The 21,876-nt window shown below is 61.3% G+C and carries 17 protein-coding genes and 1 pseudogene; 7 read left to right on the top strand and 11 right to left on the bottom strand.

Translation table 11 applies throughout. From position 1 onward, the window contains the following. Nucleotides 1-186 precede the first annotated feature (186 nt). From AB9N64_RS25140 to AB9N64_RS25120, 5 genes are all read left to right on the top strand, one after another. Nucleotides 187-1,335 carry an efflux RND transporter periplasmic adaptor subunit gene (locus tag AB9N64_RS25140; protein WP_014717303.1) on the top strand — a complete coding sequence of 383 codons (1,149 nt, stop codon included), beginning with the start codon at nucleotides 187-189 and terminating at the stop codon, nucleotides 1,333-1,335. Nucleotides 1,336-1,338: 3 nt separating this feature from the next. Then, the gene (locus tag AB9N64_RS25135) at nucleotides 1,339-4,500 is read left to right on the top strand and encodes an efflux RND transporter permease subunit (protein WP_014717302.1); all 3,162 of its coding nucleotides are present in this window, start codon (nucleotides 1,339-1,341) and stop codon (nucleotides 4,498-4,500) included. Further along, nucleotides 4,497-5,954 carry an AdeC/AdeK/OprM family multidrug efflux complex outer membrane factor gene (adeC, locus tag AB9N64_RS25130; RefSeq protein WP_371359756.1) on the top strand — a complete coding sequence of 486 codons (1,458 nt, stop codon included), beginning with the start codon at nucleotides 4,497-4,499 and terminating at the stop codon, nucleotides 5,952-5,954. The genes AB9N64_RS25135 and adeC overlap by 4 nt, the downstream gene beginning before the upstream one ends. Nucleotides 5,955-6,134: 180 nt before the next feature. Beyond that, nucleotides 6,135-7,385, top strand: coding sequence for an OprD family porin (locus tag AB9N64_RS25125; protein WP_019817827.1), 1,251 nt, complete (start codon nucleotides 6,135-6,137; stop codon nucleotides 7,383-7,385). An 82-nt stretch (nucleotides 7,386-7,467) separates the two neighbouring features. Further along, nucleotides 7,468-8,367 (top strand): polysaccharide deacetylase family protein, encoded by a 900-nt coding sequence (locus tag AB9N64_RS25120; RefSeq protein WP_137270990.1) that lies wholly within the window; start codon nucleotides 7,468-7,470, stop codon nucleotides 8,365-8,367. Between the two features lie 128 nt (nucleotides 8,368-8,495). Here AB9N64_RS25120 and pcaC read toward each other — a convergent pair whose 3' ends face one another. The 11 genes and pseudogenes from pcaC to pcaR form a co-directional block, all read right to left on the bottom strand. Further along, nucleotides 8,496-8,894 carry a 4-carboxymuconolactone decarboxylase gene (gene pcaC / locus AB9N64_RS25115; RefSeq protein ID WP_003189316.1) on the bottom strand — a complete coding sequence of 133 codons (399 nt, stop codon included), beginning with the start codon at nucleotides 8,892-8,894 and terminating at the stop codon, nucleotides 8,496-8,498. A gap of 10 nt (nucleotides 8,895-8,904) precedes the next feature. Beyond that, on the bottom strand, nucleotides 8,905-9,696 hold the full coding sequence (gene pcaD / locus AB9N64_RS25110) for a 3-oxoadipate enol-lactonase (protein WP_371359755.1): 792 nt from the start codon (nucleotides 9,694-9,696) through the stop codon (nucleotides 8,905-8,907). A gap of 10 nt (nucleotides 9,697-9,706) precedes the next feature. After that, nucleotides 9,707-11,071: a 3-carboxy-cis,cis-muconate cycloisomerase gene (locus AB9N64_RS25105; protein WP_371359754.1), complete on the bottom strand. Its 1,365-nt coding sequence runs from the start codon at nucleotides 11,069-11,071 to the stop codon at nucleotides 9,707-9,709. Between the two features lie 10 nt (nucleotides 11,072-11,081). After that, nucleotides 11,082-12,377 carry an MFS family transporter gene (locus AB9N64_RS25100; protein WP_014717296.1) on the bottom strand — a complete coding sequence of 432 codons (1,296 nt, stop codon included), beginning with the start codon at nucleotides 12,375-12,377 and terminating at the stop codon, nucleotides 11,082-11,084. A 188-nt stretch (nucleotides 12,378-12,565) separates the two neighbouring features. Further along, complete coding sequence (gene pcaG, locus AB9N64_RS25095) at nucleotides 12,566-13,132, bottom strand: protocatechuate 3,4-dioxygenase subunit alpha (protein ID WP_014717295.1); 567 nt, start codon at nucleotides 13,130-13,132, stop codon at nucleotides 12,566-12,568. Nucleotide 13,133: 1 nt separating this feature from the next. Then, nucleotides 13,134-13,838, bottom strand: coding sequence for a protocatechuate 3,4-dioxygenase subunit beta (gene pcaH / locus AB9N64_RS25090; RefSeq protein WP_019817832.1), 705 nt, complete (start codon nucleotides 13,836-13,838; stop codon nucleotides 13,134-13,136). Nucleotides 13,839-13,859: 21 nt separating this feature from the next. Further along, a pseudogene (pcaF, locus tag AB9N64_RS25085) lies at nucleotides 13,860-15,060 on the bottom strand (3-oxoadipyl-CoA thiolase). Further along, entirely contained in the window at nucleotides 15,060-15,839 is a 780-nt protein-coding gene (locus tag AB9N64_RS25080) for a CoA-transferase subunit beta (protein ID WP_003189301.1), read from the bottom strand. Before AB9N64_RS25080 ends, pcaF begins: the two are co-directional and overlap by 1 nt. Further along, the gene (locus AB9N64_RS25075; protein WP_014717292.1) at nucleotides 15,839-16,696 is read right to left on the bottom strand and encodes a CoA transferase subunit A; all 858 of its coding nucleotides are present in this window, start codon (nucleotides 16,694-16,696) and stop codon (nucleotides 15,839-15,841) included. Before AB9N64_RS25075 ends, AB9N64_RS25080 begins: the two co-directional genes overlap by 1 nt. Nucleotides 16,697-16,944: 248 nt before the next feature. Next, on the bottom strand, nucleotides 16,945-18,285 hold the full coding sequence (locus tag AB9N64_RS25070; RefSeq protein WP_371359753.1) for an MFS transporter: 1,341 nt from the start codon (nucleotides 18,283-18,285) through the stop codon (nucleotides 16,945-16,947). A 145-nt stretch (nucleotides 18,286-18,430) separates the two neighbouring features. Continuing rightward, nucleotides 18,431-19,273, bottom strand: a complete 843-nt coding sequence (gene pcaR / locus AB9N64_RS25065; RefSeq protein WP_014717290.1) for a pca regulon transcriptional regulator PcaR — start codon at nucleotides 19,271-19,273, stop codon at nucleotides 18,431-18,433. Nucleotides 19,274-19,814: 541 nt separating this feature from the next. On the opposite strand from pcaR, the gene AB9N64_RS25060 reads away from it, so the two are divergent. Continuing rightward, complete coding sequence (locus AB9N64_RS25060) at nucleotides 19,815-20,015, top strand: hypothetical protein (RefSeq protein WP_003189295.1); 201 nt, start codon at nucleotides 19,815-19,817, stop codon at nucleotides 20,013-20,015. Nucleotides 20,016-20,347: 332 nt separating this feature from the next. Further along, a complete protein-coding gene (locus tag AB9N64_RS25055) occupies nucleotides 20,348-21,823 on the top strand; it encodes an inorganic phosphate transporter (RefSeq protein ID WP_003189291.1) in 1,476 nt (491 codons plus the stop codon). The last annotated feature ends 53 nt before the right edge of the window (nucleotides 21,824-21,876 follow it).

Here is a 21,876-nt window from a genome sequence, read left to right as displayed (position 1 = left end):
CGCCGAACGTACTAGAATCGAGGCTTGCAGCGGTGCTTTGTCAGCATTGCGCGAAGCCTGTCAAGAGTTTACAAACAACCATGAACGTAAGTATATTGCGTAGCAAGCTACTTATCCACTCACGGCTTGTTTTTTACCCTTCCACACTTCTTGTGCGCACTCTGCGCGCCTGACCCGAGGATCTTCATGCAACTTAAGCCAGCTGTTACCGCTCTGGTCACTGCCGTCGCCCTGGCATCGCTGCTCAGCGGATGTAAAAAGGAAGAAGCGGCACCGCCCGCTCAAACCCCTCAGGTCGGCGTGGTCACCATTCAACCGCAAGCCTATACCCTGACCACCGAGCTGCCAGGCCGCACCACGGCCTTCCGCATTGCGGAAGTTCGGCCGCAGGTCAACGGCATCATTCTCAAGCGCCTGTTCAAGGAAGGCGCCGACGTGAAGGAAGGGCAACAGCTCTACCAGATCGACCCGTCGGTGTATGAAGCCACGCTCAAAAGCGCACAGGCGAGCCTGACCCAGACCAAATCCATCACCGATCGCTACAAGCAATTGGTCGAGGAGCAGGCCGTCAGCCGTCAGGAATACGACACCGCCGTTGCCAACCGCATGACTGCCGAGGCAAACGTTCAAACCGCCCAGATCAACGTGCGCTACACCAAGGTGTACGCGCCGATCTCCGGGCGTATTGGCCGTTCTTCGGTCACCGAAGGCGCACTGGTCAGCAATGGCCAGGCCGACGCCATGGCGGTGATCCAGCAACTGGACCCGATCTACGTCGACGTCACGCAATCTTCAGCTGAAATGCTCAAGCTGCGTCGCGACCTGGCCAGTGGCCAACTGGAAAAAGCCGGCGACAACGCTGCCAAGGTCAAGCTGACCCTGGAAGACGGCACGGCCTACGCCCAGGACGGCAAGCTCGAGTTCTCCGAAGTGTCGGTCGACCAGACCACCGGTTCCGTGACCCTGCGCGCCGTGTTCCCCAACCCTGACCACGTGCTGCTGCCGGGCATGTTCGTCCACGCCCAGTTGCTGGCCGGTGTGAACAGCAAGGCCATCCTGGCTCCGCAACAAGGCGTGACCCGTGACCTGCGCGGCATTCCGACGGCGCTGATCGTGAACAAGGACAACAAGGTCGAGCAACGTGAACTGGTTGCCAACCGTACCGCCGGTGCCTACTGGCTGGTGGAAAAAGGCCTCAATGCCGGTGATCGCGTCATCACCGAAGGCTTGCAGTACGTCAAGCCAGGCGCCGAGGTGAAGGTCACGGAAGCCTCCAACGCTAAACCCGCCGGTACTGCCGCAGCGCCTGCTGCCGCTGCTGGTCAAGGGGAGTAATCCATGTCGAAATTTTTTATCGACCGTCCCATTTTCGCCTGGGTAATTGCCCTGGTGATCATGCTGGTCGGGGCACTCTCGATCCTGAAGTTGCCCATCAACCAATACCCGGCCATTGCGCCAACGGCCATTGATATCCAGGTGACCTACCCAGGCGCGTCCGCACAAACCGTGCAGGACACCGTGGTGCAGGTCATCGAGCAACAGCTCAACGGTATCGACAACCTGCGGTATGTCTCCTCGGACAGTAACTCCGACGGCAGCATGACCATCACCGTGACGTTCAACCAGGGTACCAACCCGGATATCGCTCAGGTCCAGGTACAGAACAAGCTGAACCTGGCCACCCCACTGCTGCCGCAAGAAGTGCAGCAACAGGGTATCCGTGTGACCAAGTCGGTGAAGAACTTCCTGATGGTGATCGGTCTAGTGTCGGAAGACGGCAGCATGACCAAGGACGACCTCTCCAACTACATCGTGTCCAACATCCAGGACCCGATCTCCCGTACCGCGGGGGTGGGTGACTTCCAGGTGTTCGGTTCGCAGTACGCGATGCGTATCTGGCTCGACCCGGCCAAGCTCAACAACTACCAGCTCACGCCAGTGGACGTCAGCAATGCCATCAAGGCCCAGAACGTGCAGGTGGCCACCGGCCAACTGGGCGGCCTGCCTGCCCTGCCCGGCACCCAGCTGAACGCCACGATCATCGGCAAGACGCGCCTGCAAAGCACCGAGGAATTCGCCAAGATCCTGATGAAGGTGAACACCGACGGCTCCCAGGTTCGCCTGGGTGATGTCGCGCGCATCGAACTGGGCGGCCAGAACTACAGCATCAGTGCACAGTTCAACGGCAAGCCGGCTTCGGGTATGGCGATCAAGCTGGCGGCCGGTGCCAACGCCCTGGACACTGGCAAGGCCATCCGCGAAACAGTCAAGTCCCTGGAGCCGTTCTTCCCGCCAGGCATGAAGGCGGTGGTGCCGTATGACACCACGCCGGTCGTGACCGAGTCGATCTCCGGTGTGGTTCACACCCTGGTCGAAGCGATTGTGTTGGTGTTCCTGGTGATGTTCCTGTTCCTGCAGAACTTCCGTGCCACCATCATCACCACCATGACCGTACCGGTGGTATTGCTGGGTACCTTCGGGATCCTGGCGGCGTGCGGCTTCACCATCAACACCTTGACCATGTTCGGCATGATCCTGGCCATCGGCTTGCTGGTGGACGATGCCATCGTGGTAGTGGAAAACGTCGAACGGGTAATGGCTGAGGAGCACCTGTCGCCCAAGGAAGCAACGATAAAGTCCATGGGCCAGATCCAGGGCGCCCTGGTGGGTATTGCCCTGGTACTGTCGGCGGTACTGCTGCCGATGGCGTTCTTCGGTGGTTCTACCGGTGTGATCTACCGGCAGTTCTCCATCACCATCGTTTCGGCGATGGCGTTGTCGGTGCTGGTTGCCCTGATCTTCACCCCGGCGTTGTGCGCCACCATGCTCAAGCCGATTGATCCGGAAAAACACGGCCAGCCCAAGCGCGGCTTCTTCGGCTGGTTCAACCGCACCTTCGACCGTGGCGTACTCAAGTACGAGCGCGGCGTGGGCGGCATGATCAAGCACAAGATCCCGGCATTCCTGGTGTACGCGCTGATCCTGGCCGGCATGATCTGGATGTTCACCCGTATTCCAAGCGCGTTCCTGCCTGAGGAAGACCAGGGTGTGATCTTCGCCCAGGTGCAGACACCGGTCGGTGCTTCGGCTGAGCGCACGCAAAAAGTCGTCGACGACATGCGCGCCTTCCTGCTGAACGACAAGGAGGGCGAGCCAGGCGAAGGCAAGGCAGTGAAATCGGTGTTTACCGTGAACGGCTTCAACTTTGCTGGCCGTGGCCAGAGCTCGGGTCTTGCGTTCGTGATGCTCAAGCCGTGGGACGAGCGGGATTCGAGCCAGTCGGTGTTCGAAGTGGCCAAGCGTGCCCAGGGTTACTTCTTCGGGGCCTTCAAGGACGCCATGGTATTTGCCATCGTGCCGCCTTCGGTGCTGGAGCTGGGTAACGCCACCGGTTTTGACGTGTTCCTGCAAGACCAGGGTGGCGTCGGCCACGACAAGCTTATGGCTGCACGTAACCAGTTCCTGGGCGCTGCGGCACAAAGCAAGGTGCTGGCCGGCGTACGCCCTAACGGCGTGAACGATGAGCCGCAGTACGAGCTGACCGTTGACGACGAGAAGGCCAGTGCCCAAGGCATCAGCCTCGCCGATATCCAGCAGACCCTGGCCATTGCCTTGGGTGGTAGCTACATCAACGACTTCATCGACCGTGGTCGCGTGAAGAAGGTGTATGTACAAGGTGACGCCGCCAGCCGCATGTCGCCTGAAGATCTGGACAAATGGTACGTGCGCAGCAACGACGGGAAAATGGTGCCGCTGTCGGCTATCTCGTCGGGCCAGTGGATCTACGGTTCGCCCAAACTTTCGCGATACAACGGTGTAGCGGCGATGGAAATCCTCGGTACCCCGGCACCGGGCTACAGTACCGGTGATGCGATGGCCGAAGTCGAACGCATTGCCAAAGAACTGCCGGCCGGTGTCGGTTATGCCTGGACAGGCCTGTCGTACGAAGAACGCCTTTCCGGTTCCCAGGCGCCAGCCCTGTACGCACTGTCGCTTTTGGTCGTGTTCCTGTGCCTGGCAGCACTGTACGAAAGCTGGTCGATTCCGATTGCGGTGATTCTGGTTGTGCCACTGGGTGTGATCGGTGCACTGATCGCCACCAGCATGCGCGGCTTGTCCAACGACGTGTTCTTCCAGGTGGGCCTGTTGGTGACGGTGGGCCTGGCGGCGAAAAACGCCATCCTCATCGTGGAATTCGCCAAGGAACTGCACGAGCAAGGCAAAGGCATCGTCGAGGCGGCTATCGAAGCGTCCCGTATGCGTCTGCGCCCGATCATCATGACCTCGTTGGCGTTCATGCTCGGCGTACTACCGCTGGCAATCTCCACCGGCGCCGGCTCAGGCAGCCAGCACGCAATCGGTACCGGCGTTATCGGCGGTATGATCACGGCCACTGTGCTGGCGATCTTCTGGGTGCCGCTGTTCTACGCAACCGTGTCCGCCGCTGGCGAACGCAAAAAGAAAGACACTACTGAAACTCCTAAAGAGGCTGGCCAATGAGCAAGTCGCTACTTTCCCTAGCCGTCACCGCATTCGTGCTCAGTGGCTGCTCGCTGATACCTGACTATCAGCGCCCCGAAGCGCCGGTGGCCGCGCAGTTCCCGCAGGGGCCGGCGTATTCGTCGGCCCAGGCGCCGAGCCAGGCCGCTGCCGAGCAAGGCTGGAAGCAGTTTTTCCATGACCCTGCCCTGCAACAGCTGATCCAGACCGCGTTGGTGAACAACCGTGACCTGCGTGTCGCGGCGCTGAACATCGACGCCTATGCGGCGCAATATCAGATCCAACGTGCCGACCTGTTCCCGGCCGTGTCGGCCACCGGTAACGGCAGCCGTTCGCGCACCCCGGCCAAGCTGTCGCAGACCGGCGAATCGACTATCGCCAGCCAGTACTCGGCGGGCCTTGGGATCAGCTCTTATGAGCTGGACCTGTTCGGTCGCGTGCGCAGCCTCAGTGAAGAAGCGCTGCAGAAGTACTTCGCCACTGAAGAAGCACGTCGCAGCACCCAAATCAGCCTGGTGGCCAGCGTGGCGAATGCCTACCTGACCTGGCAGGCCGACAAGGAGCTGCTCAAGCTGACCCAGGACACCCTGGCCGCGTTCGAGCAAAGCTACAAGCTCACCTCGCGCAGCAATGAAGTCGGCGTGGCCTCGGCCCTCGACCTCAGCCAGGCACGCACCTCGGTGGAAAACGCCCGTGTGCAACTGGCGCGTTACACCCGCCAGGTGGCCCAGGACGAAAACGGCCTGACCCTGCTGCTGGGCACCGGCCTGCCGGCGAATATCGCCAGCAAGCCGCTGTCCGATGACCTGCTCAGCGAAGTGCCCGCCGGGTTGCCATCGGACCTGCTGCAACGTCGTCCCGATATTGTGCAGGCCGAGTACAACCTCAAGGCCGCCAACGCCAACATCGGCGCGGCCCGTGCGGCGTTCTTCCCGAGCATCAGCCTGACCGCCAGCGCCGGTACTGCCAGCCCTACCCTGGGTGGCCTGTTCAAAGGCGGTTCGGGGACCTGGGCGTTTGCCCCGCAGATCAACATCCCGATCTTCAACGCCGGTAGCCTGCGCGCAAGCCTGGACTACTCGAAGATCCAGAAAGAGATCAACGTGGCCAACTACGAGAAGGCCATCCAGACCGGCTTCCAGGAAGTCTCCGACGGCCTGGCCGCGCGTGCGACCTACAAGCAGCAATTGGATGCCCAGCGCGGCTTCGTCGAGGCTAACCAGGATTACTACCGCCTGGCCGAGCGTCGCTACCGCATTGGTGTCGACAGCAACCTGACCTTCCTCGACGCCCAGCGCCAACTGTTCAGTGCCCAGCAATCGCTGATCACCGACCGCCTGGCGCAGCTCACCAGCGAGGTCAACCTGTACAAGGCCCTCGGCGGTGGCTGGAACGAGCAGACTGCGAAGAACGAGCCGTTGAAAGAACAAGCACCGCCGTTGAAGTTGTTCTGATAGCGCGGGTGTGAAAACCGCTTCCCTCACCGGAAGCGGTTTTTTTATGCCTACATTGTTGCCCTTACAACTTGCGTTCGATCATCGCCCACAACCCACCTTCCCCTACTTTCATCGCCCCCGCACCGCCGCGCACCATGGCCGCCACCTGCATAAACCCAATAACAACAGGTTCACACCATGAGCACTTTCCAACCGCGCCAGCTGTTGCTGGCGGCTGCTGTCGCCAGTTCTGCCCTGCCCGTTCTCGCCCAGGATCACGGCTTTCTCGAAGACGCCAGCGCCAACCTCAACCTGCGTAATTTCTTCTTCAACCGCAACTACACCAACCCGACCAAGGCTCAGGGTGGCGCGCAGGAGTGGACGCAAAGTTTCATTCTCGACGCCAAGTCCGGGTTCACCCAAGGCACAGTCGGTTTTGGTGTGGACGTGCTGGGCTTGTACTCGCTCAAGCTCGATGGCGGGCGTGGCACAGGCGGCACGCAGTTGCTGCCGCTGGACCATGACGGCCGGCCAGCCGATGAGTTTGGCCGGCTGGGCGTGGCATTCAAGGCGCGCTTTTCCAAGACCGAGCTGAAGGTGGGCGAATGGATGCCGGTGCTGCCGATCCTGCGTTCCGACGATGGCCGCTCCCTGCCACAGACCCTGCGTGGCGGGCAGATCACCTCGAAGGAAATCGACGGCCTGACCCTCTATGGCGGCCAATTCCGCGCCAATAGTCCGCGGGACGATGGCAGCATGAGCGACATGTCAATGTTCGGCAAAACCGCCTTCACCTCCGACCGTTTCAACTTCCAGGGCGCCGAATACGCATTCAACGACAAACGCACCCAAGTCGGCGTGTGGAATGCCCAGCTCAAGGACATCTACAGCCAGCAGTTCGTCAATCTGATCCACAGCCAGCCTGTGGGCGACTGGACCCTGGGCGCCAACCTGGGCTTCTTTTACGGTAAGGACGACGGCAGCGCCCGCGCCGGCGACCTGGACAACAAAACCTGGTCCGGTTTGTTCTCGGCCAGGTACGGTGGCAACACCTTCTACGTCGGCCTGCAAAAACTCACCGGCGACAGTGCCTGGATGCGCGTCAACGGCACCAGCGGCGGCACCCTGGCCAACGACAGCTACAACTCCAGCTATGACAACGCACAGGAAAAATCCTGGCAGGTTCGCCACGACTACAACTTCGCCGCCCTCGGTGTACCGGGCCTGACCCTGATGAACCGCTATATCAGCGGCAGCAACGTGCACACCGGCACCATCACCGACGGCAAGGAGTGGGGCCGCGAGACCGAAGTAGGCTATACGGTGCAAAGCGGCACGCTGAAAAACCTCAACGTGCGCTGGCGCAATTCGAGCATGCGCAGGGACTACAGCAACAACGAGTTCGATGAGAACCGGTTGATCGTCAGCTATCCGATCAGTCTGCTGTAAACCGGCATAGCACTTACTGTATGGTGCGCGCCTGCCGCTGCTGATCCCCCCAGCAGCGGCCTTTACTCGGGCCCTGCACGGCATGAAATCCTTCGCTACAGCAATCGCTTTGTTTGCCCTGGTCTTGAGCCTGGGGGGCTGTATCAGCGCACCCATCGCCCTGACACCACAGACCGAACAACGCCTGCTGGCCCAGGCGCCGATCCGCTTTTTGCTGACCTTCGACGATGGCCCAAGCGCCTCGGGCTACAACAACCCGAGCCGTTCGGTAGTGGCGGACCTGGCCAACAACCCGGTGCTGCCGGGGATCAAGGCGGTGTTCTTCCTGCAGACCGAAGCCGCTCGCGCAGGCGGCAGTTCCCGAGGCCGCAAGACCATGGAACGAGAATTCGCCGCTGGCCATGTCCTGGCCTTCCACACGGCCACCGCGTTTCACACCAATCATCGCTGGTTGAACGACGCCACGCTGGAACACACCCTTACCGAAGGCGCCGCAGACATTGCCGCCATCACGGGCGCGCGCCCCGTGCTGGTACGCCCACCCTTCTGGAACTACGACAAGCGCACCTTCGCCGCCTACCAACGCCACGGCATGCAGGTACTGTTGACGGATTTGAGCGCCAATGACGGCAAGATCTGGGGCTTCAACGCCAGCCCGCGTCGGCGGGCAAACCTGTATCGGCAACTGTCGGTGGTACGCGAACGCATCGCCTTAGGTGAACTACCGACAGTGGAGGGTGTGATCCCGGTAGTGGTGACCTTCCATGACATCAACCGCTACACCGCGCGGCATATGCAGGAGTACTTGCAGATTCTGATGGACAGCGCACGGGTCAACGGTTTGAAGACCGCGGCCGAGCCGTTCTATACCGACCACGCCGCGCTGGAACGCGCAGCGCTGGCCCGGACGGTCAAGGCTGTGAACGAGCCGGTGCACCTGCCTGGGGTGTGGAATTGGCTGTGGGATGCTGATTCCCGCTAATACCTTAAACCTGTGACGATCCCCTGTGGGAGCTGGCTTGCCTGCGATGCAGACAACACGGTCCCCAGTCAGACCTCGTCGCTGCAATCGCAGGCAAGCCAGCTCCCACAGGGGATCGCCTTTCACATTCAGTCTTGTTGGCGAGACTCCACACCCAACTCATCCCACACCGACTCCGCCAGGTGAAACGTCGCATTCGCTGCCGGGATCCCGCAGTAGATCGCACTCTGCATCAGCACTTCCTTGATCTCGGCGCGGGTTACGCCGTTGCTGGCGGCGGCACGCAGGTGCAGCTTCAGTTCTTCACTGCGGTTCATGCCGATCAGCATCGCGATGGTGATCAGGCTGCGGGTATGCCGAGGCAGGCCGGGACGGGTCCAGATGTCACCCCAGGCGTGGCGGGTGATCATTTCCTGGAACTCGCTGTTGAACTCGGTCAGGGCATTGAGGCTGCGGTCGACATGGGCATCGCCCAGTACTTCGCGGCGCACCTGCAGGCCCTCGGCGTAACGTTGTTTCTCGTCCACAAATAGCTCCTCAGCGGGCCAGCAGAAATTCGATCACCCGGTCGCTGAACGCAGCACCGGCCTGAACGTTGGACAGGTGCGCTGCATAGAACTCGGCGTACTCGGCGCCCTGCACATGGCTCTGGATAAAACGGCCGCCGCCTGGCGGCGTCACCGCGTCTTCGGTGCCGGCAATCACCAGGGTCGGCACCTTGATCGAGGACAATTGCTCACGAAAATCCGCATCGCGCACGGCGCCGCAGTTGGCGGCATACCCCTCGGGCGAAGTGGCTGCGAGCATATCGGTGATCTGCTTGGCCTGGTGCGGGTTGGCAGCGGCGAAATCTGCGGTGAACCAGCGCGCAATCGACGCATCGCGCAGCGCCACCATCGCGACGGCGCCATCACGCAGGACCATTTCGATACGCGGGTTCCACACCTCGGGCGTGCCGATCTTGGCCGCGGTATTACACACCACCAGGCGTTGCAGGCGCTCGCCGGCATGAATGCCCAGCCATTGGCCGATCAAGCCGCCCATGGACAATCCGCAAAAATGTGCCTTCTGGATATCCAGCGCATCCAGCAGTGCGAGCACGTCTGCACCCAGTTGCTCGATGCTGTAAGGCCCCTCGGTCACCAGGGATTGGCCGTGGCCACGGGTGTCGAAACGCAGCACACGAAAATGCTCGGTGAAGGCCGGGATCTGAAGATCCCACATATGCAGGTCGGTACCCAGGGAATTGGACAGCACCAGTACCGGTGCGTCGGCGGGCCCCTCGAGTTGGTAATGCAGTTCGCCCTCGGCGAGTTGTACAAAAGCCACAGCGTTCTCCTCAGGCAGTCAAAGCAAAATGTTCGGTCACCGCACGCGTGACCCAGGTAGACGCCTGGCCCAGGTAGTGGGCAGGGTCGAGCAGGCGATCCAGTTCAGCCGCCGACAGCTCGGCGGTGACGTGCGGCTCATCCGCCAGTACCGCGCGCAAATGGCGCTGCTCGGCGACCGCACGTTTGCAGCACTGCTCCAGCAGATGGTGCGCAGTGTCGCGGCCCAAGCGTTGGGCGAGCACGATACTCACCGCTTCGGCCAGTACCAGGCCCTGAGTCAGGCCGAGGTTGTGTGCCATGCGTTCGGCATTCACCTCCAGCCCTTCACTGACCAGAATTGCCTGATGCAAGGCACCGGACACCAAGCGGCAAATCTCTGGCAAGGTTTCCCATTCGGCGTGCCACAAGCCCAGGCTGCGTTCGTGCTCCTGGGGCATGGCGCTGAACATTGTCGCCACCAGACCCGGTACGCGGGTGGCCGCGCTGATCAGCACCGCGGCGCCCACCGGGTTACGCTTGTGCGGCATGGTGGACGAACCGCCCTTGCCCGGCGCCGAAGGCTCGAACACCTCCGCCGCTTCGGTCTGCATCAGCAGGCTGCTATCGCGGCCCAATTTGCCGAGGCTACCGGCGATCAGGCCAAGCAGGCTGGCAAACTCCACCAGGCGGTCACGCTGGGTGTGCCAGGGTTGCTCCGGCAAGCCCAGTTGCAACTCGGCAGCCAAGGCCTCGGCCACAGGCATGGCGTGTTCGCCGAGCGCGGCCAAGGTGCCCGAGGCGCCGCCAAATTGCATCACCAGCAGGCGCGGCTTCAACTCGGCCAGGCGCTGGCGACTGCGCGTCACCGCGCCCAGCCAACCGGCGATTTTCATCCCCAAGGTGACCGGCGTCGCATGCTGCAACCAGGTGCGCCCGGCCAACGGCACGGTGGCGTAACGCTGAGCCTGGGCGGCCAACACCTCCCCCAGGCGAGCCAGGTCGGCCTCGATCAATTCCACCCCACGGCGCAGTTGCAGCACCAGGCCGGTGTCCATCACATCCTGGCTGGTTGCGCCCAGGTGTACATAACGCTCGGCGTCGGCGTCCTCACTGGCGATCAACTTGCCCAACGCCTTCACCAATGGAATCGCAGAGTTTCCCGCCGTGGCAATCGCGCTGCCAAGGGCGTCCACGTCATACAGCGACGCCAGGCACGCCTGGGCAATCGGTGCGACAGCGGCCTGGGGAATCAACCCGACCCGGGCCTGCGCCCGGGCCAGTGCGGCCTCGAAATCCAGCATGCCCTGCAAACGCCCCTGGTCACAGAACAGTTCGGCCATGCTGTCAGCGGTGAAATAAGCGTCGAACAGTTGATTGCTCGTGCGCAGCGTCATAACTCATCCCTTACAGATCGTGATGCAGGTACGCCGCCTGTTTCGGCAGGCGCAAGCTGAACAGGAAGGCCACCGCCATCATCGCGGTGACGTACCAATAAAAGGTGTTTTCCATGCCGATGGATTTGAGGCTCAGCGCAACCACTTCTGCCGAACCGCCAAACACCGCGTTAGCCACCGCATACGCCAGGCCCACACCCAATGCACGCACCTGGGGCGGGAACATCTCCGCTTTGACCAGGCCGCTGATGGAGGTGTAGAAGCTGACAATCGCCAAGGCCAGGGTGATCAGCACAAACGCCAAAAACGGGCTGGTCACGGTTTTCAAGGTCAGCAGGATCGGCACGGTAAACAGCGTGCCAAGGCCGGCAAACCAGAGCATGGAATTACGCCGGCCAATCTTGTCGGCCAACATGCCGAACAACGGCTGCATGCACATGTACAGAAACAGCGCGCCGGTCATGATGTAGCTCGACGTCTTGGCGTGCATGCCCACGGTATTCACCAGGTACTTCTGCATGTAGGTGGTGAAGGTATAGAAAATCAGCGAGCCGCCGGCGGTGTAGCCCAGCACCGTAATGAAGGCTTTGCCGTGGTCGCGAAACAGCGCGACGATACTGCCGGCGTCCTTGTCTTCACGCATTTCCTTGCTGGTGGTTTCTTTCAGGGTGCGACGCAGCAGCAGGGAGATCACGGCGGCTATAGCGCCGATCACAAACGGGATGCGCCAGCCCCAGGCGCGCAGTTCTTCTTCGGTGAGGATCTGTTGCAGGATCACCACCACCAGCACCGCCAGCAACTGGCCGCCGATCAGGGTCACGTACTGGAACGAAGCAAAGAAGCCACGCTGGCCCTTGAGCGCGACTTCACTCATGTAAGTGGCCGTGGTGCCGTATTCGCCGCCCACCGACAAGCCCTGGAACAGCCGCGCCACCAACAGCAACGCTGGCGCCCAGGCACCGATGGCGTTGTAGGTCGGCAGAAAGGCGATGACCAGGGAGCCGCCGCACATCATCAGCACCGAGATCATCATCGAGTTCTTGCGCCCGTGCTTGTCGGCCACCCGGCCAAACAACCAGCCACCGATCGGTCGCATCAGGAACCCGGCGGCAAACACCCCGGCGGTGTTGAGCAACTGCACCGTGGGGTCGTCCGAGGGGAAAAACGCCGGAGCAAAATAAATCGCGCAGAAGGCATAGACGTAGAAGTCGAACCATTCGACCAGGTTGCCGGAGGACGCACCGACAATCGCAAAGATCCTTTTGCTGCGTTCTTCCCCGGTGTAGTGGCTGGTTTTTGTTGTCATGTTTTTTTACTCAGTGGGAACGGTTATAGCCTAGACATACTTTGCAACAACCCTGTTCCGCAAGCAGACTTTTGGATAGGTGGAGCCTGAGAGGGCCTCATCGCGGGCAAGCCCGGCTCCCACATTTTGTGTTGTGAACACATTCAAGGTGGGAGCTGGCTTGCCTGCGATGGGGCCCTACAGCCAACTCAATAGTCGAAGAACACCGTTTCCTTATCTGTGCCCTGCAAAATCACATTCCACTGATAAACCCCTGCCGCATCCGCCTGGGCAATCAAGGTGCCCCGACGTTCTGCCGGCACACACGCCAGCAACGGGTCATCGCCGTTCAAGGCCTCACCGTCAAAATAAATCCGCGTCAGCAAGTGCTTCACCAACCCACGGGCAAACACCAGCACCACCAAATGCGGCGCCTGGGTGGTGCCCTTCAGCCCCGGCACACTGCCCGGCTTGACGGTGGTAAAGCGGAAACGCCCTTCGGCATCCACCGGCACGCGGCCAAAGCCTTCGAAGTTCGGGTCGAGCGCTTTGTCCTGCTCGTCTTCGGGGTGAGCATATTTGCCGGCGGCATTGGCCTGCCAGACTTCCAGCATGGCATCGTTGACGACATCACCGTTGCCGTCCACCACTTGGCCGCTGATTGCCACACGTTCACCGAGGGTGGCAGTGACGGTCAGGTCTTCACGGTTCAGCCAGGTCAGGCCAATGTGGTAATACGGCCCGACGGTGTGGGACGTGGTCGCGTTGAGTGTCATCTCATTTCTCCATCGGCGTGGCGTCGCGGCCGCGCAGGACGATGTCCCAGCGGTAGCCGAGGGCATAGGAAGGAATGGTTTTTTCCAGGTCGAAACTGGCGATCAAGCGTTGCTTGGCGCTGGTGTCCGGCACGCAGTTGTAGATCGGGTCGTATTCCAGCAACGGGTCGCCCGGGAAATACATTTGCGTCACCAGGCGCGTCAGCACGCTGGGGCCGAACAGCGAAAAGTGGATATGCGCCGGGCGCCAGGCGTTGTGGTGGTTGCCCCACGGGTAGGCGCCGGGCTTGATGGTTTGGAACTGGTACCAGCCGTCGGCGTCGGTGACGGTGCGCCCGGTGCCGGTGAAATTCGGGTCCAGGGGTGCATCGTGCAGGTCGCGCTTGTGGTTGTAGCGGCCGGCGGCATTGGCCTGCCAGATCTCCACAAGGATGCCCGGCACTGGCAGGCCGTTTTCGTCCAGCACACGGCCATGAATGATGATGCGCTCGCCTTGCGGCTCGCCCTCATGCTGGGCTGTCAGGTCGTTGTCCTTCTCATTGATACGTTCGGCGCCGATGGTCGGGCCAGTGATTTCCGACAAGGAATGGGGCAGGAACACCAAAGGCTGTGAAGGCGAACGCAGGTTCGTCGACTGGTAGGCCGGGTGCAGGTAATCAGGTTGAGTGCCCGCTTGCGGGCGCCGGTAACCGGGCTTGTCACTCATGGAGCAATCCTCTTTTAGTTATCAGACGCGTTCAATCGCCAGGGCCAGGCCTTGGCCGACGCCCACGCACATGGTCGCCAGGCCTTTGCGGCCGCCGGTTTTTTTCCAATTGGTGCAGGGCCGTCATCACCAACCGCGCACCACTCATCCCCAAGGGGTGACCGAGGGCAATGGCGCCGCCGTTGGGGTTGACCTGGGGCGCATCGTCAGCGATACCCAGCTCGCGCAGCACCGCCAGGCCTTGGCTGGCGAAGGCTTCGTTGAGTTCGATCACATCAAAGTCGGTGACCGCCAACCCCAGGCGCTCCACCAGTTTGCGCACCGCCGGCACCGGGCCGATGCCCATCACCCGCGGGGCGACTCCGGCACTGGCCATGCCCAGCACACGGGCGCGGGCGGTGAGGCCGTGTTGCTTGACGGCCTCGGCGCTGGCGAGGATCAGCGCGGCGGCGCCGTCGTTGACGCCCGAGGCATTGCCGGCAGTGACGGTCTTGTCCGCGCCGTTGACCGGCTTGAGCTTGGCCAGGGCTTCCAACGTGGTGTCCCGTGGGTGTTCATCGCGTTCCACCAGGGTTTCGCCTTTTTTATGGGCGATTCGCACCGGAACGATTTCCTCGGCAAAGAACCCGGCGGCCTGGGCAGCGGCGGTGCGTTGCTGGCTGCGCAGGGCGAAAGCGTCCTGGTCGGCGCGGGAAACCTGATAGTCATCGGCCACGTTATCGGCGGTCTGCGGCATGGCATCCACACCGTACTGGGCCTTCATCAGCGGGTTGATAAAGCGCCAGCCAATGGTGGTGTCTTCCAACTTCATGTTGCGCGAGAACGCCGCGTCGGCCTTGCCCATCACAAACGGAGCGCGGGACATCGATTCGACGCCACCGGCAATCGCCAACTCCATTTCACCGCTGGCAATCGCACGAAAGGCGGTGCCGATGGCATCCATGCCCGAGGCACAGAGGCGGTTGAGGGTCACGCCGGGAATACTTTCCGGCAGCCCCGCCAGCAGCAACGCCATGCGTGCCACATTGCGGTTGTCTTCACCTGCCTGGTTGGCGCAGCCGAGGAAGACTTCGTCTACGGCGCTCCAGTCCACCGACGGGTTACGCTCGATCAACGCCTTGATCGGCAGTGCCGCCAGGTCATCGGCGCGCACCGTGGACAGGCCACCACCGAAACGGCCGATGGGCGTGCGAATGGCATCACAGATATAAACCTCGCGCATCAGGCTTCTCCCGGTGCTTGGCCATGGGCGGCGGCGGTGCGTGCTTCGAGGTCACGCAGGGCGGTCAGTTCGGTCTCGGTGGGTTCAGCGGTGGTGCTCACCTGGTCGGCAAAGCGAATCGCCCAGCCGGTGGCGGCGACCACTTGCTCGCGGGTCACGCCGGGATGCAGTGCAGTGACCACGAACTCATGGCTGCCCTCCTCCGGCTCCATGATGCACAGGTCGGTAATGATGCCCACCGGGCCGGCGCCGGGCAGGCCCAGACGCTTGCGTGAGTCGCCACCTTCGCCGTGACCGACGGAGGTGATGAAGTCCAGTTTGTCCACAAACGAACGGGACGATTGCTTAAGGATGATCAACACGCTCTTGGCCGAACCGGCGATTTCCGGCGCGCCACCGGCACCCGGCAAACGCACTTTGGGCTGGTGATAATCACCGACCACGGTGGTGTTGATATTGCCGAAACGGTCGACCTGGGCCGCGCCGAGAAAACCGACATCAATGCGCCCGCCCTGCAGCCAGTAGCGAAAGATCTCACCGGTGGGCACCACGGTGTCGGCGGTCTCCGCCAGCTCGCCATCGCCGATGGACAGCGGCAACACGCTGGGCTTGGCCCCAATCGGGCCGGACTCGTAGATCAGCACCACATCCGGCGAGGACGTCAGGCGCGCCAGGTTGGCCGCCTTGGATGGCAGGCCGATGCCGACGAAGCACACCGAGCCGTTCTTGAGGCGGCGTGCGGCGGCGACGGTCATCATTTCATTGGTGGAATAAGCCATTACTTAGCCTCCTGCGCGGCGGCCAGCTTGGCCTGGAATTCACTGAAGTCGGCAGTGCCGTGGATGTATTCGTCGATCCAGGCGGTAAAGGTCCCGCGGTCGCGGGCAATCGGGTCCCACGCCTGGTAGAAGCGGTTATCCCGCTCGTTGTAGCCGTGCGCGTAGGAAGGATGGGCACCACCGGGTACGTGACACACCGCCGTCAGCGCCCAGGTCGGCAGCACGCAGCTGTTCATCGGCGCATTCAGGTCGTCGACGATTTCCTCGACGGTGACGATGCAGCGCTTGGCCGCCAGCGCCGCTTCCTTTTGCACCCCCAGAATGCCCCAGAGCAGCACGTTGCCTTTGCGATCGGCTTTCTGCGCGTGAATCACGGTGATGTCCGGACGCACCGATGGCACCGCCGCCAGCACTTCGCCGGTGAAGGGGCAGGTGACGGTCTTGATCAGCGGATTGACCTTGGGCAAGTCGGAACCGGCATAGGCCCGCAACACCGCGAACGGCAGGCCGGAGGCACCGGCGACGTAGGCATTGGCCAGGTCGGCGTGGCTGTGCTCTTCGATCTCCAGCGCTTGCGGCCATTGTTTCTCTACCGCGTCGCGCAGCCGATGCAGGGAACCCACGCCCGGGTTGCCGCCCCAGGAGAAAATCAACTTGCGCGCACAGCCGGCACCGATCAACTGGTCGTAGATCAGGTCAGGCGTCATGCGCACCAGCGTCAGGTCTTTCTTGCCCTGACGAATGATTTCATGGCCTGCGGCCGTAGGGATCAGGTGGGTGAAGCCTTCGAGGGCGACGGTATCGCCGTCGTTCACGAAGCGCTTGACCGCATCACGCAGGGTGAGGATTTCAGCCATGGGGTTGGGCTCCCGGTGTTGATCGAAAAAGGCGCTGAGGTGGCGCCGAAGTGCTAGAAGATTAAGCCGGGGAAATAGGCCAAACAATCCGATAATCGACTGAGCGTTCGATTATCGAACCGATTGTTGCTTAACTAACCATCGCAAGGAACAGGGTCAATGTGGGAGCTGGCTTGCCTGCGATGGCGCGAGTGGATTCAGCACCGCTATCGCAGGCAAGCCAGCTCCCACAGGGGTAGTGATCGGTTTCAGGTCGCATCGGCATGGCTGACCATGCCCTTAATCATTACCGCTGCCGTGGCCAAGGCCGCCGGTATCACCAATGCGGTGAGCACCTGCTCGAAGTTCCAGCCCAGGCCCAGCAAGGTTGCGCCCATCCACGCCCCCAGGATCGCGCCGAAGCGGCCGATGCCGAGCATCCACGACACACCGGTGGCACGGCCTTGGGTGGGGTAGAAACGCGCCGCCAGCGACGGCATCGCCGATTGCGCACCGTTGACGCACATCCCGGCGACCAGCACCAGGGTGGCCAACAACGTGATGTTGCCCAGGCTCTGCCCCACCGCGTAGGCAAACACCCCGGCCAGCAGATAGAACGTGCCGATCACTTTGTGCGGGTTGAACCGGTCCATCGCCCAGCCCACGCCCACCGCGCTCAATACCCCACCAAACTGGAACAGCGCGCCGATGAACGCGGCTTGCTCCATGCTCGCGCCACTGTCGCGCATCAAGGTGGGGAGCCAACTGGTCAGCAGGTAAACGATCACCAGGCCCATGAAGTACGTGAGCCACAACAGCAAGGTGCCAGCGCTGTAGGTGCCCGAGAAGATCACCGCGAATACATTGCGGGCCTTGACGGTTTTTTGCTCCGGTACGCTGAAGTGAGAGGCCTGGGCAACGATGTTTGGCTCGATAGGGGCCAGGGTCTTGCGCACCTTGTCGGTGCCGCGATTGCGCACCACCAGGTAACGCGCCGATTCCGGTAGCCATACCAGCAGCACCCCAGCCAGGATCAACGGCAGGATGCCGCCGATCAGCAACAGGCTGTGCCAGCCGAAGGCCGGGATCAGCTTGGCCGAAATAAACCCACCACCGGCCATGCCGAGGTTGAAGCCACAGAACATGCTGGTCACCAACAAGGATTTATGCCGCTCGGGGGTGTATTCAGACAACAAGGTGGTGGCATTCGGCATGCCGGCGCCCAGGCCCAGGCCGGTGAGAAAGCGCAGCACCAGCAACTGGTCGACAGTGGTGCTGTAGGCCGACGCCAGGCTGAACGCACCAAACACCAACACCGCGCCGACCAGCACGACTTTGCGGCCAAAGCGGTCGGCCAGGGGGCCGGAACCGAGTGCGCCAAACATCATGCCGATCAACGCGGCGCTCATCACCGGGCCGAGGCTGGCGCGGTCGATGCCCCAGTCCTGGGACAGCGCGGGCGCGATAAAGCCCATCGCGGCGGTGTCGAGGCCGTCGAGAAAGACAATCAGGAAACACAGGATCACCACGCGCCACTGATAGCGCGAGAGTGGCTGGGTGTTGATAAAGGACTGTACGTCCAGGGTGGTACCGACAGAAGGCTGATTCATTATTTTTATTCCACACCGATGGCGGGCTGACGACCTGGGGTCATCATTCTTATTGGGCAGCTCCTCAGAGCGCTGCCGCACATTAATAAGCCAAGGGAAACACCGTCAATCGAGCCAGCCGGGATCTGTGCGGTCACCGAACAGCTTAGGCAAACAGCTGCGCACTCAGCTCACGGCTGGCGCTGAGCATGCTCGGCAAAAAGCGCTGCTCCAACTCGCTGCGGCTGACCCGCCCGGCATGGGTGCTGACATTAAGCGCGGCCAACACCTGGCCGGACGCGTCATACACCGGCACCGCGATGGAACGCAGGCCCTGCTCCAGTTCCTGGTCGACAATGCACCAGCCCTGCTGACGCACCTGTTGCAGGCATTCCAATAACGCTTGCGGCGTGGTCAGGGTGCGGCTGGTCTTGGTTTGCAGGTCGGCATGGTCGAGATAATCCTGCAGCGAAGCGTCGTCGAGGGCGGCCAGCAGAATGCGGCCCATGGACGTGCAATATGCAGGCAAGCGCCCACCCACCGACAGGTCAACCGAGATCAGACGCTGGGTGGTGGCGGAACGGGCGATATAAAGAATGTCATCGCCTTCCAGGGTGGCCATGTTGCAGGCTTCATGCAGTTGCTCGCTCATGCGGTCCAGGTAAGGCTGGGCCGAAACAGCCAGCGGTGTGGACGACAGATAGGCATGACCGAGGGTCAGTACCTTGGGCAACAGCGAGTAGGTGCGCCCATCCGTGGTGGCGTAGCCGAGCTTGATCAAGGTGTGCAGGCAACGGCGCACGGCGGCGCGGGGAATTTCCGTGCGATGGCTGATCTGAGCGATGGTCAGGTGACGCTTACGCTCCTGGAATGCCTGCACCACGGCCAGGCCACGGGCCAGGGACGTCATGAAATCCGGATCACCGGTGAATGCCTGGATGCGCTTGGCCGGTGAAGCCACGATCGGCGGCGCCACTGATGCAAAGGAGTTGCGCAATTGATCGTTCATTTCAAGGGGCCTTCTCTTGTTATCACCACGGGAGGGTTGGCGGCTATTACAAGCCGTGCCGGTCGCCCTGCACAAGTCAGCGTCGGCAACATTGGGCGATTATCGAACGACCATGCGATTATCGCAATTTGGCCGGCGCTGGCGCACACCTCGCGGCCATGGTTTCAGATTTGCCTGATGCATCTATAAAGCAGGGGCATTTACCCTGCCAGGATGATGACGGTGTTCACAAATACCGACGCCAGCATGTAACAAACCTCTGACACATCGTTGACGCTTTTTAACTTCATGATGATAGTGTTATTCAAATGCGCCGCTATAATGCAACCTGTGCAGAGGTCGGCCCGGTATGTATCGGGAGTGGAGCTCACCGGGCGTTGCGGGTTGTATGCAGGGCCGGACACAAGTATTCGCTTAAAAGAACTGCCCTCAGGCCTATTTACCCATTTGAACGTTTTATTGTTCTATTTGGAATCGCCCGAGCACGACTTTCAGGCATGACGCTGCGCAATCAATAAACTCAACTCAATTAGGTAATACTGTGACGAAAGATGAACTGCGCGCGGAACTTGAGCGCCAGGAGCAACGTTACAAGGATGTCTACGGCGGGGAAGTCACCACCTACGCCGCGCAACCCGAGCCGGAACGCAAGCCATGGCGTAAACGCGCCAGCCTGCTAGACCAGGCATTTGCCCAGGAAATCCAAAAGATCGAGCAGGAGCTCAAGACCGAGGAGCCATAAGCGCTTCGGTTCGAGCCTTAAGGGTCGTGCTGTCTCTGCCGGTGAAGTACTGGCAGAGGGCACCCGCTTTAGCGTCCACTGGTCAGTAACCTATAGCCACCTACGAAATTTCATACAAATGTTTCAGGCATGGCATTTTCATGACTAAAGCCCGCCTTCTGCGGCCTGCGCTTTATAAATCAAAGACTTGCCAAAGCCCCGAAAACCCTGGGATGCGTGCGTCCTGCCGCGTTTTTTTCCAGGAAGATTGTTACCGATGAGCAGCTAATGCATCGATTACTGATGTTTTCTGGCATAATCGCGCCCCCTTACGACCGGGTCAGAAAACCTTCATGATCGATTTATTCAGCGGACTGGATGCTTGGGTTCTAGTGAGCCTGTTGCTCGCCCTGGCCTTTGTCCTCGCCTTCGAGTTCATCAATGGCTTTCATGACACCGCTAACGCGGTGGCCACAGTCATCTATACCAAAGCCATGCCGCCACACCTGGCCGTGTTCTTCTCCGGGGTGTTCAATTTCCTCGGCGTATTGCTCGGTGGTGTCGGTGTCGCCTACGCCATCGTGCACTTGCTGCCGGTGGAGTTGCTGATCAATGTGAACACCGGCCATGGCTTGGCAATGGTCTTCTCGTTGTTGGCAGCAGCGATCACCTGGAACCTGGGCACCTGGTACTTCGGTATCCCCGCCTCCAGCTCCCACACCCTGATCGGCTCGATCCTTGGTGTCGGCCTGGCCAACGCGTTGATCAACGACATCCCCCTGGCTGACGGTGTGAACTGGCAGAAGGCCGTGGATATCGGCGCGTCCCTAGTGTTCTCGCCGATGGCGGGCTTTCTGGTCGCCGCTCTGGTACTGATCGGTCTGAAGTGGTGGCGTCCGCTGTCGAAGATGCACAAGACCCCGGACCAGCGCCGCAAGCTTGACGACAAAAAGCACCCGCCATTCTGGAACCGCCTCGTCCTGGTGATTTCGGCCATGGCGGTGAGCTTCGTGCACGGCTCCAACGATGGCCAGAAGGGCATCGGCCTGATCATGCTGGTGCTCATCGGTATCGTGCCGGCGCAGTTCGTATTGGACCTGGGCAGCACCACTTACCAGATCGAACGTACCCGCGACGCCACCCTGCACCTGAACCAGTTCTACCAGCGCAACCACGAAACCCTCGGTGAATTCCTGGCCCTGGGCAAAAGCGTGAAGGATGACCTCCCGGGCAAGTTCCGCTGCAACCCGCAGCAGACCGAACCGACGATCAACGCGCTGCTGGGCACCCTCAAGGGCGTCTCGGACTACCACTCGCTGACGGCCGACCACCGCATCGAGGTACGTCGCTACCTGCTTTGCCTGGATGACACCGCGAAAAAGGTCGGCAAGCTGCCAGGCCTGGACTCCCGTGAGAAGTCCGACCTCGACAAGCTGCGCAAAGACCTGACCGCCACCACCGAGTACGCCCCGTTCTGGGTGATCCTCGCGGTCGCACTGGCCCTGGGCCTGGGCACCATGGTGGGCTGGAAGCGCGTGGTGCTGACCATCGGTGAAAAGATCGGCAAGCAAGGCATGACCTATGCCCAGGGCATGTCGGCGCAAATCACCACGGCCACCATGATCGGCTTCGCCAACATCTTCGCCCTGCCAGTGTCCACCACCCACGTCCTGTCTTCTGGCGTGGCAGGCACCATGGTTGCGAACAAAAGCGGCCTGCAAGGTGGCACCGTCAAGACCATCCTGATGGCCTGGGTATTGACCTTGCCAGCGACCGTAGGCCTCTCGGCCGGGTTGTTCTGGCTGGCGTCCAAGGCTTTGGGCAACTGATAGCCAGCCGGCAATAAAAAAGGTGCGATCCGCGAGGGTCGCACCTTTTTTTA

It is taken from the genome of Pseudomonas sp. KT_2_4, from assembly GCF_041410225.1.
GTDB lineage: Bacteria > Pseudomonadota > Gammaproteobacteria > Pseudomonadales > Pseudomonadaceae > Aquipseudomonas > Aquipseudomonas paracarnis.
This window is presented reverse-complemented; position numbering and strand designations above follow the sequence as displayed.

Excerpts from the sequence above, each read along its gene's own strand:
- pcaG (WP_014717295.1), bottom strand. The coding sequence starts at position 13,132 with ATGACACTCAACGCGACCACGTCCCACACCGTCGGGCCGTATTACCAC.
- AB9N64_RS25100 (WP_014717296.1), bottom strand. The coding sequence starts at position 12,377 with ATGACAACAAAAACCAGCCACTACACCGGGGAAGAACGCAGCAAAAGG.
- AB9N64_RS25120 (WP_137270990.1), top strand. The coding sequence starts at position 7,468 with ATGAAATCCTTCGCTACAGCAATCGCTTTGTTTGCCCTGGTCTTGAGC.
- AB9N64_RS25075 (WP_014717292.1), bottom strand. The coding sequence starts at position 16,696 with ATGGCTGAAATCCTCACCCTGCGTGATGCGGTCAAGCGCTTCGTGAAC.
- AB9N64_RS25055 (WP_003189291.1), top strand. The coding sequence starts at position 20,348 with ATGATCGATTTATTCAGCGGACTGGATGCTTGGGTTCTAGTGAGCCTG.
- AB9N64_RS25140 (WP_014717303.1), top strand. The coding sequence starts at position 187 with ATGCAACTTAAGCCAGCTGTTACCGCTCTGGTCACTGCCGTCGCCCTG.
- adeC (WP_371359756.1), top strand. The coding sequence starts at position 4,497 with ATGAGCAAGTCGCTACTTTCCCTAGCCGTCACCGCATTCGTGCTCAGT.
- pcaR (WP_014717290.1), bottom strand. The coding sequence starts at position 19,273 with ATGAACGATCAATTGCGCAACTCCTTTGCATCAGTGGCGCCGCCGATC.
- pcaH (WP_019817832.1), bottom strand. The coding sequence starts at position 13,838 with ATGAGTGACAAGCCCGGTTACCGGCGCCCGCAAGCGGGCACTCAACCT.
- AB9N64_RS25105 (WP_371359754.1), bottom strand. The coding sequence starts at position 11,071 with ATGACGCTGCGCACGAGCAATCAACTGTTCGACGCTTATTTCACCGCT.
- AB9N64_RS25135 (WP_014717302.1), top strand. The coding sequence starts at position 1,339 with ATGTCGAAATTTTTTATCGACCGTCCCATTTTCGCCTGGGTAATTGCC.
- AB9N64_RS25125 (WP_019817827.1), top strand. The coding sequence starts at position 6,135 with ATGAGCACTTTCCAACCGCGCCAGCTGTTGCTGGCGGCTGCTGTCGCC.
- AB9N64_RS25070 (WP_371359753.1), bottom strand. The coding sequence starts at position 18,285 with ATGAATCAGCCTTCTGTCGGTACCACCCTGGACGTACAGTCCTTTATC.
- AB9N64_RS25080 (WP_003189301.1), bottom strand. The coding sequence starts at position 15,839 with ATGGCTTATTCCACCAATGAAATGATGACCGTCGCCGCCGCACGCCGC.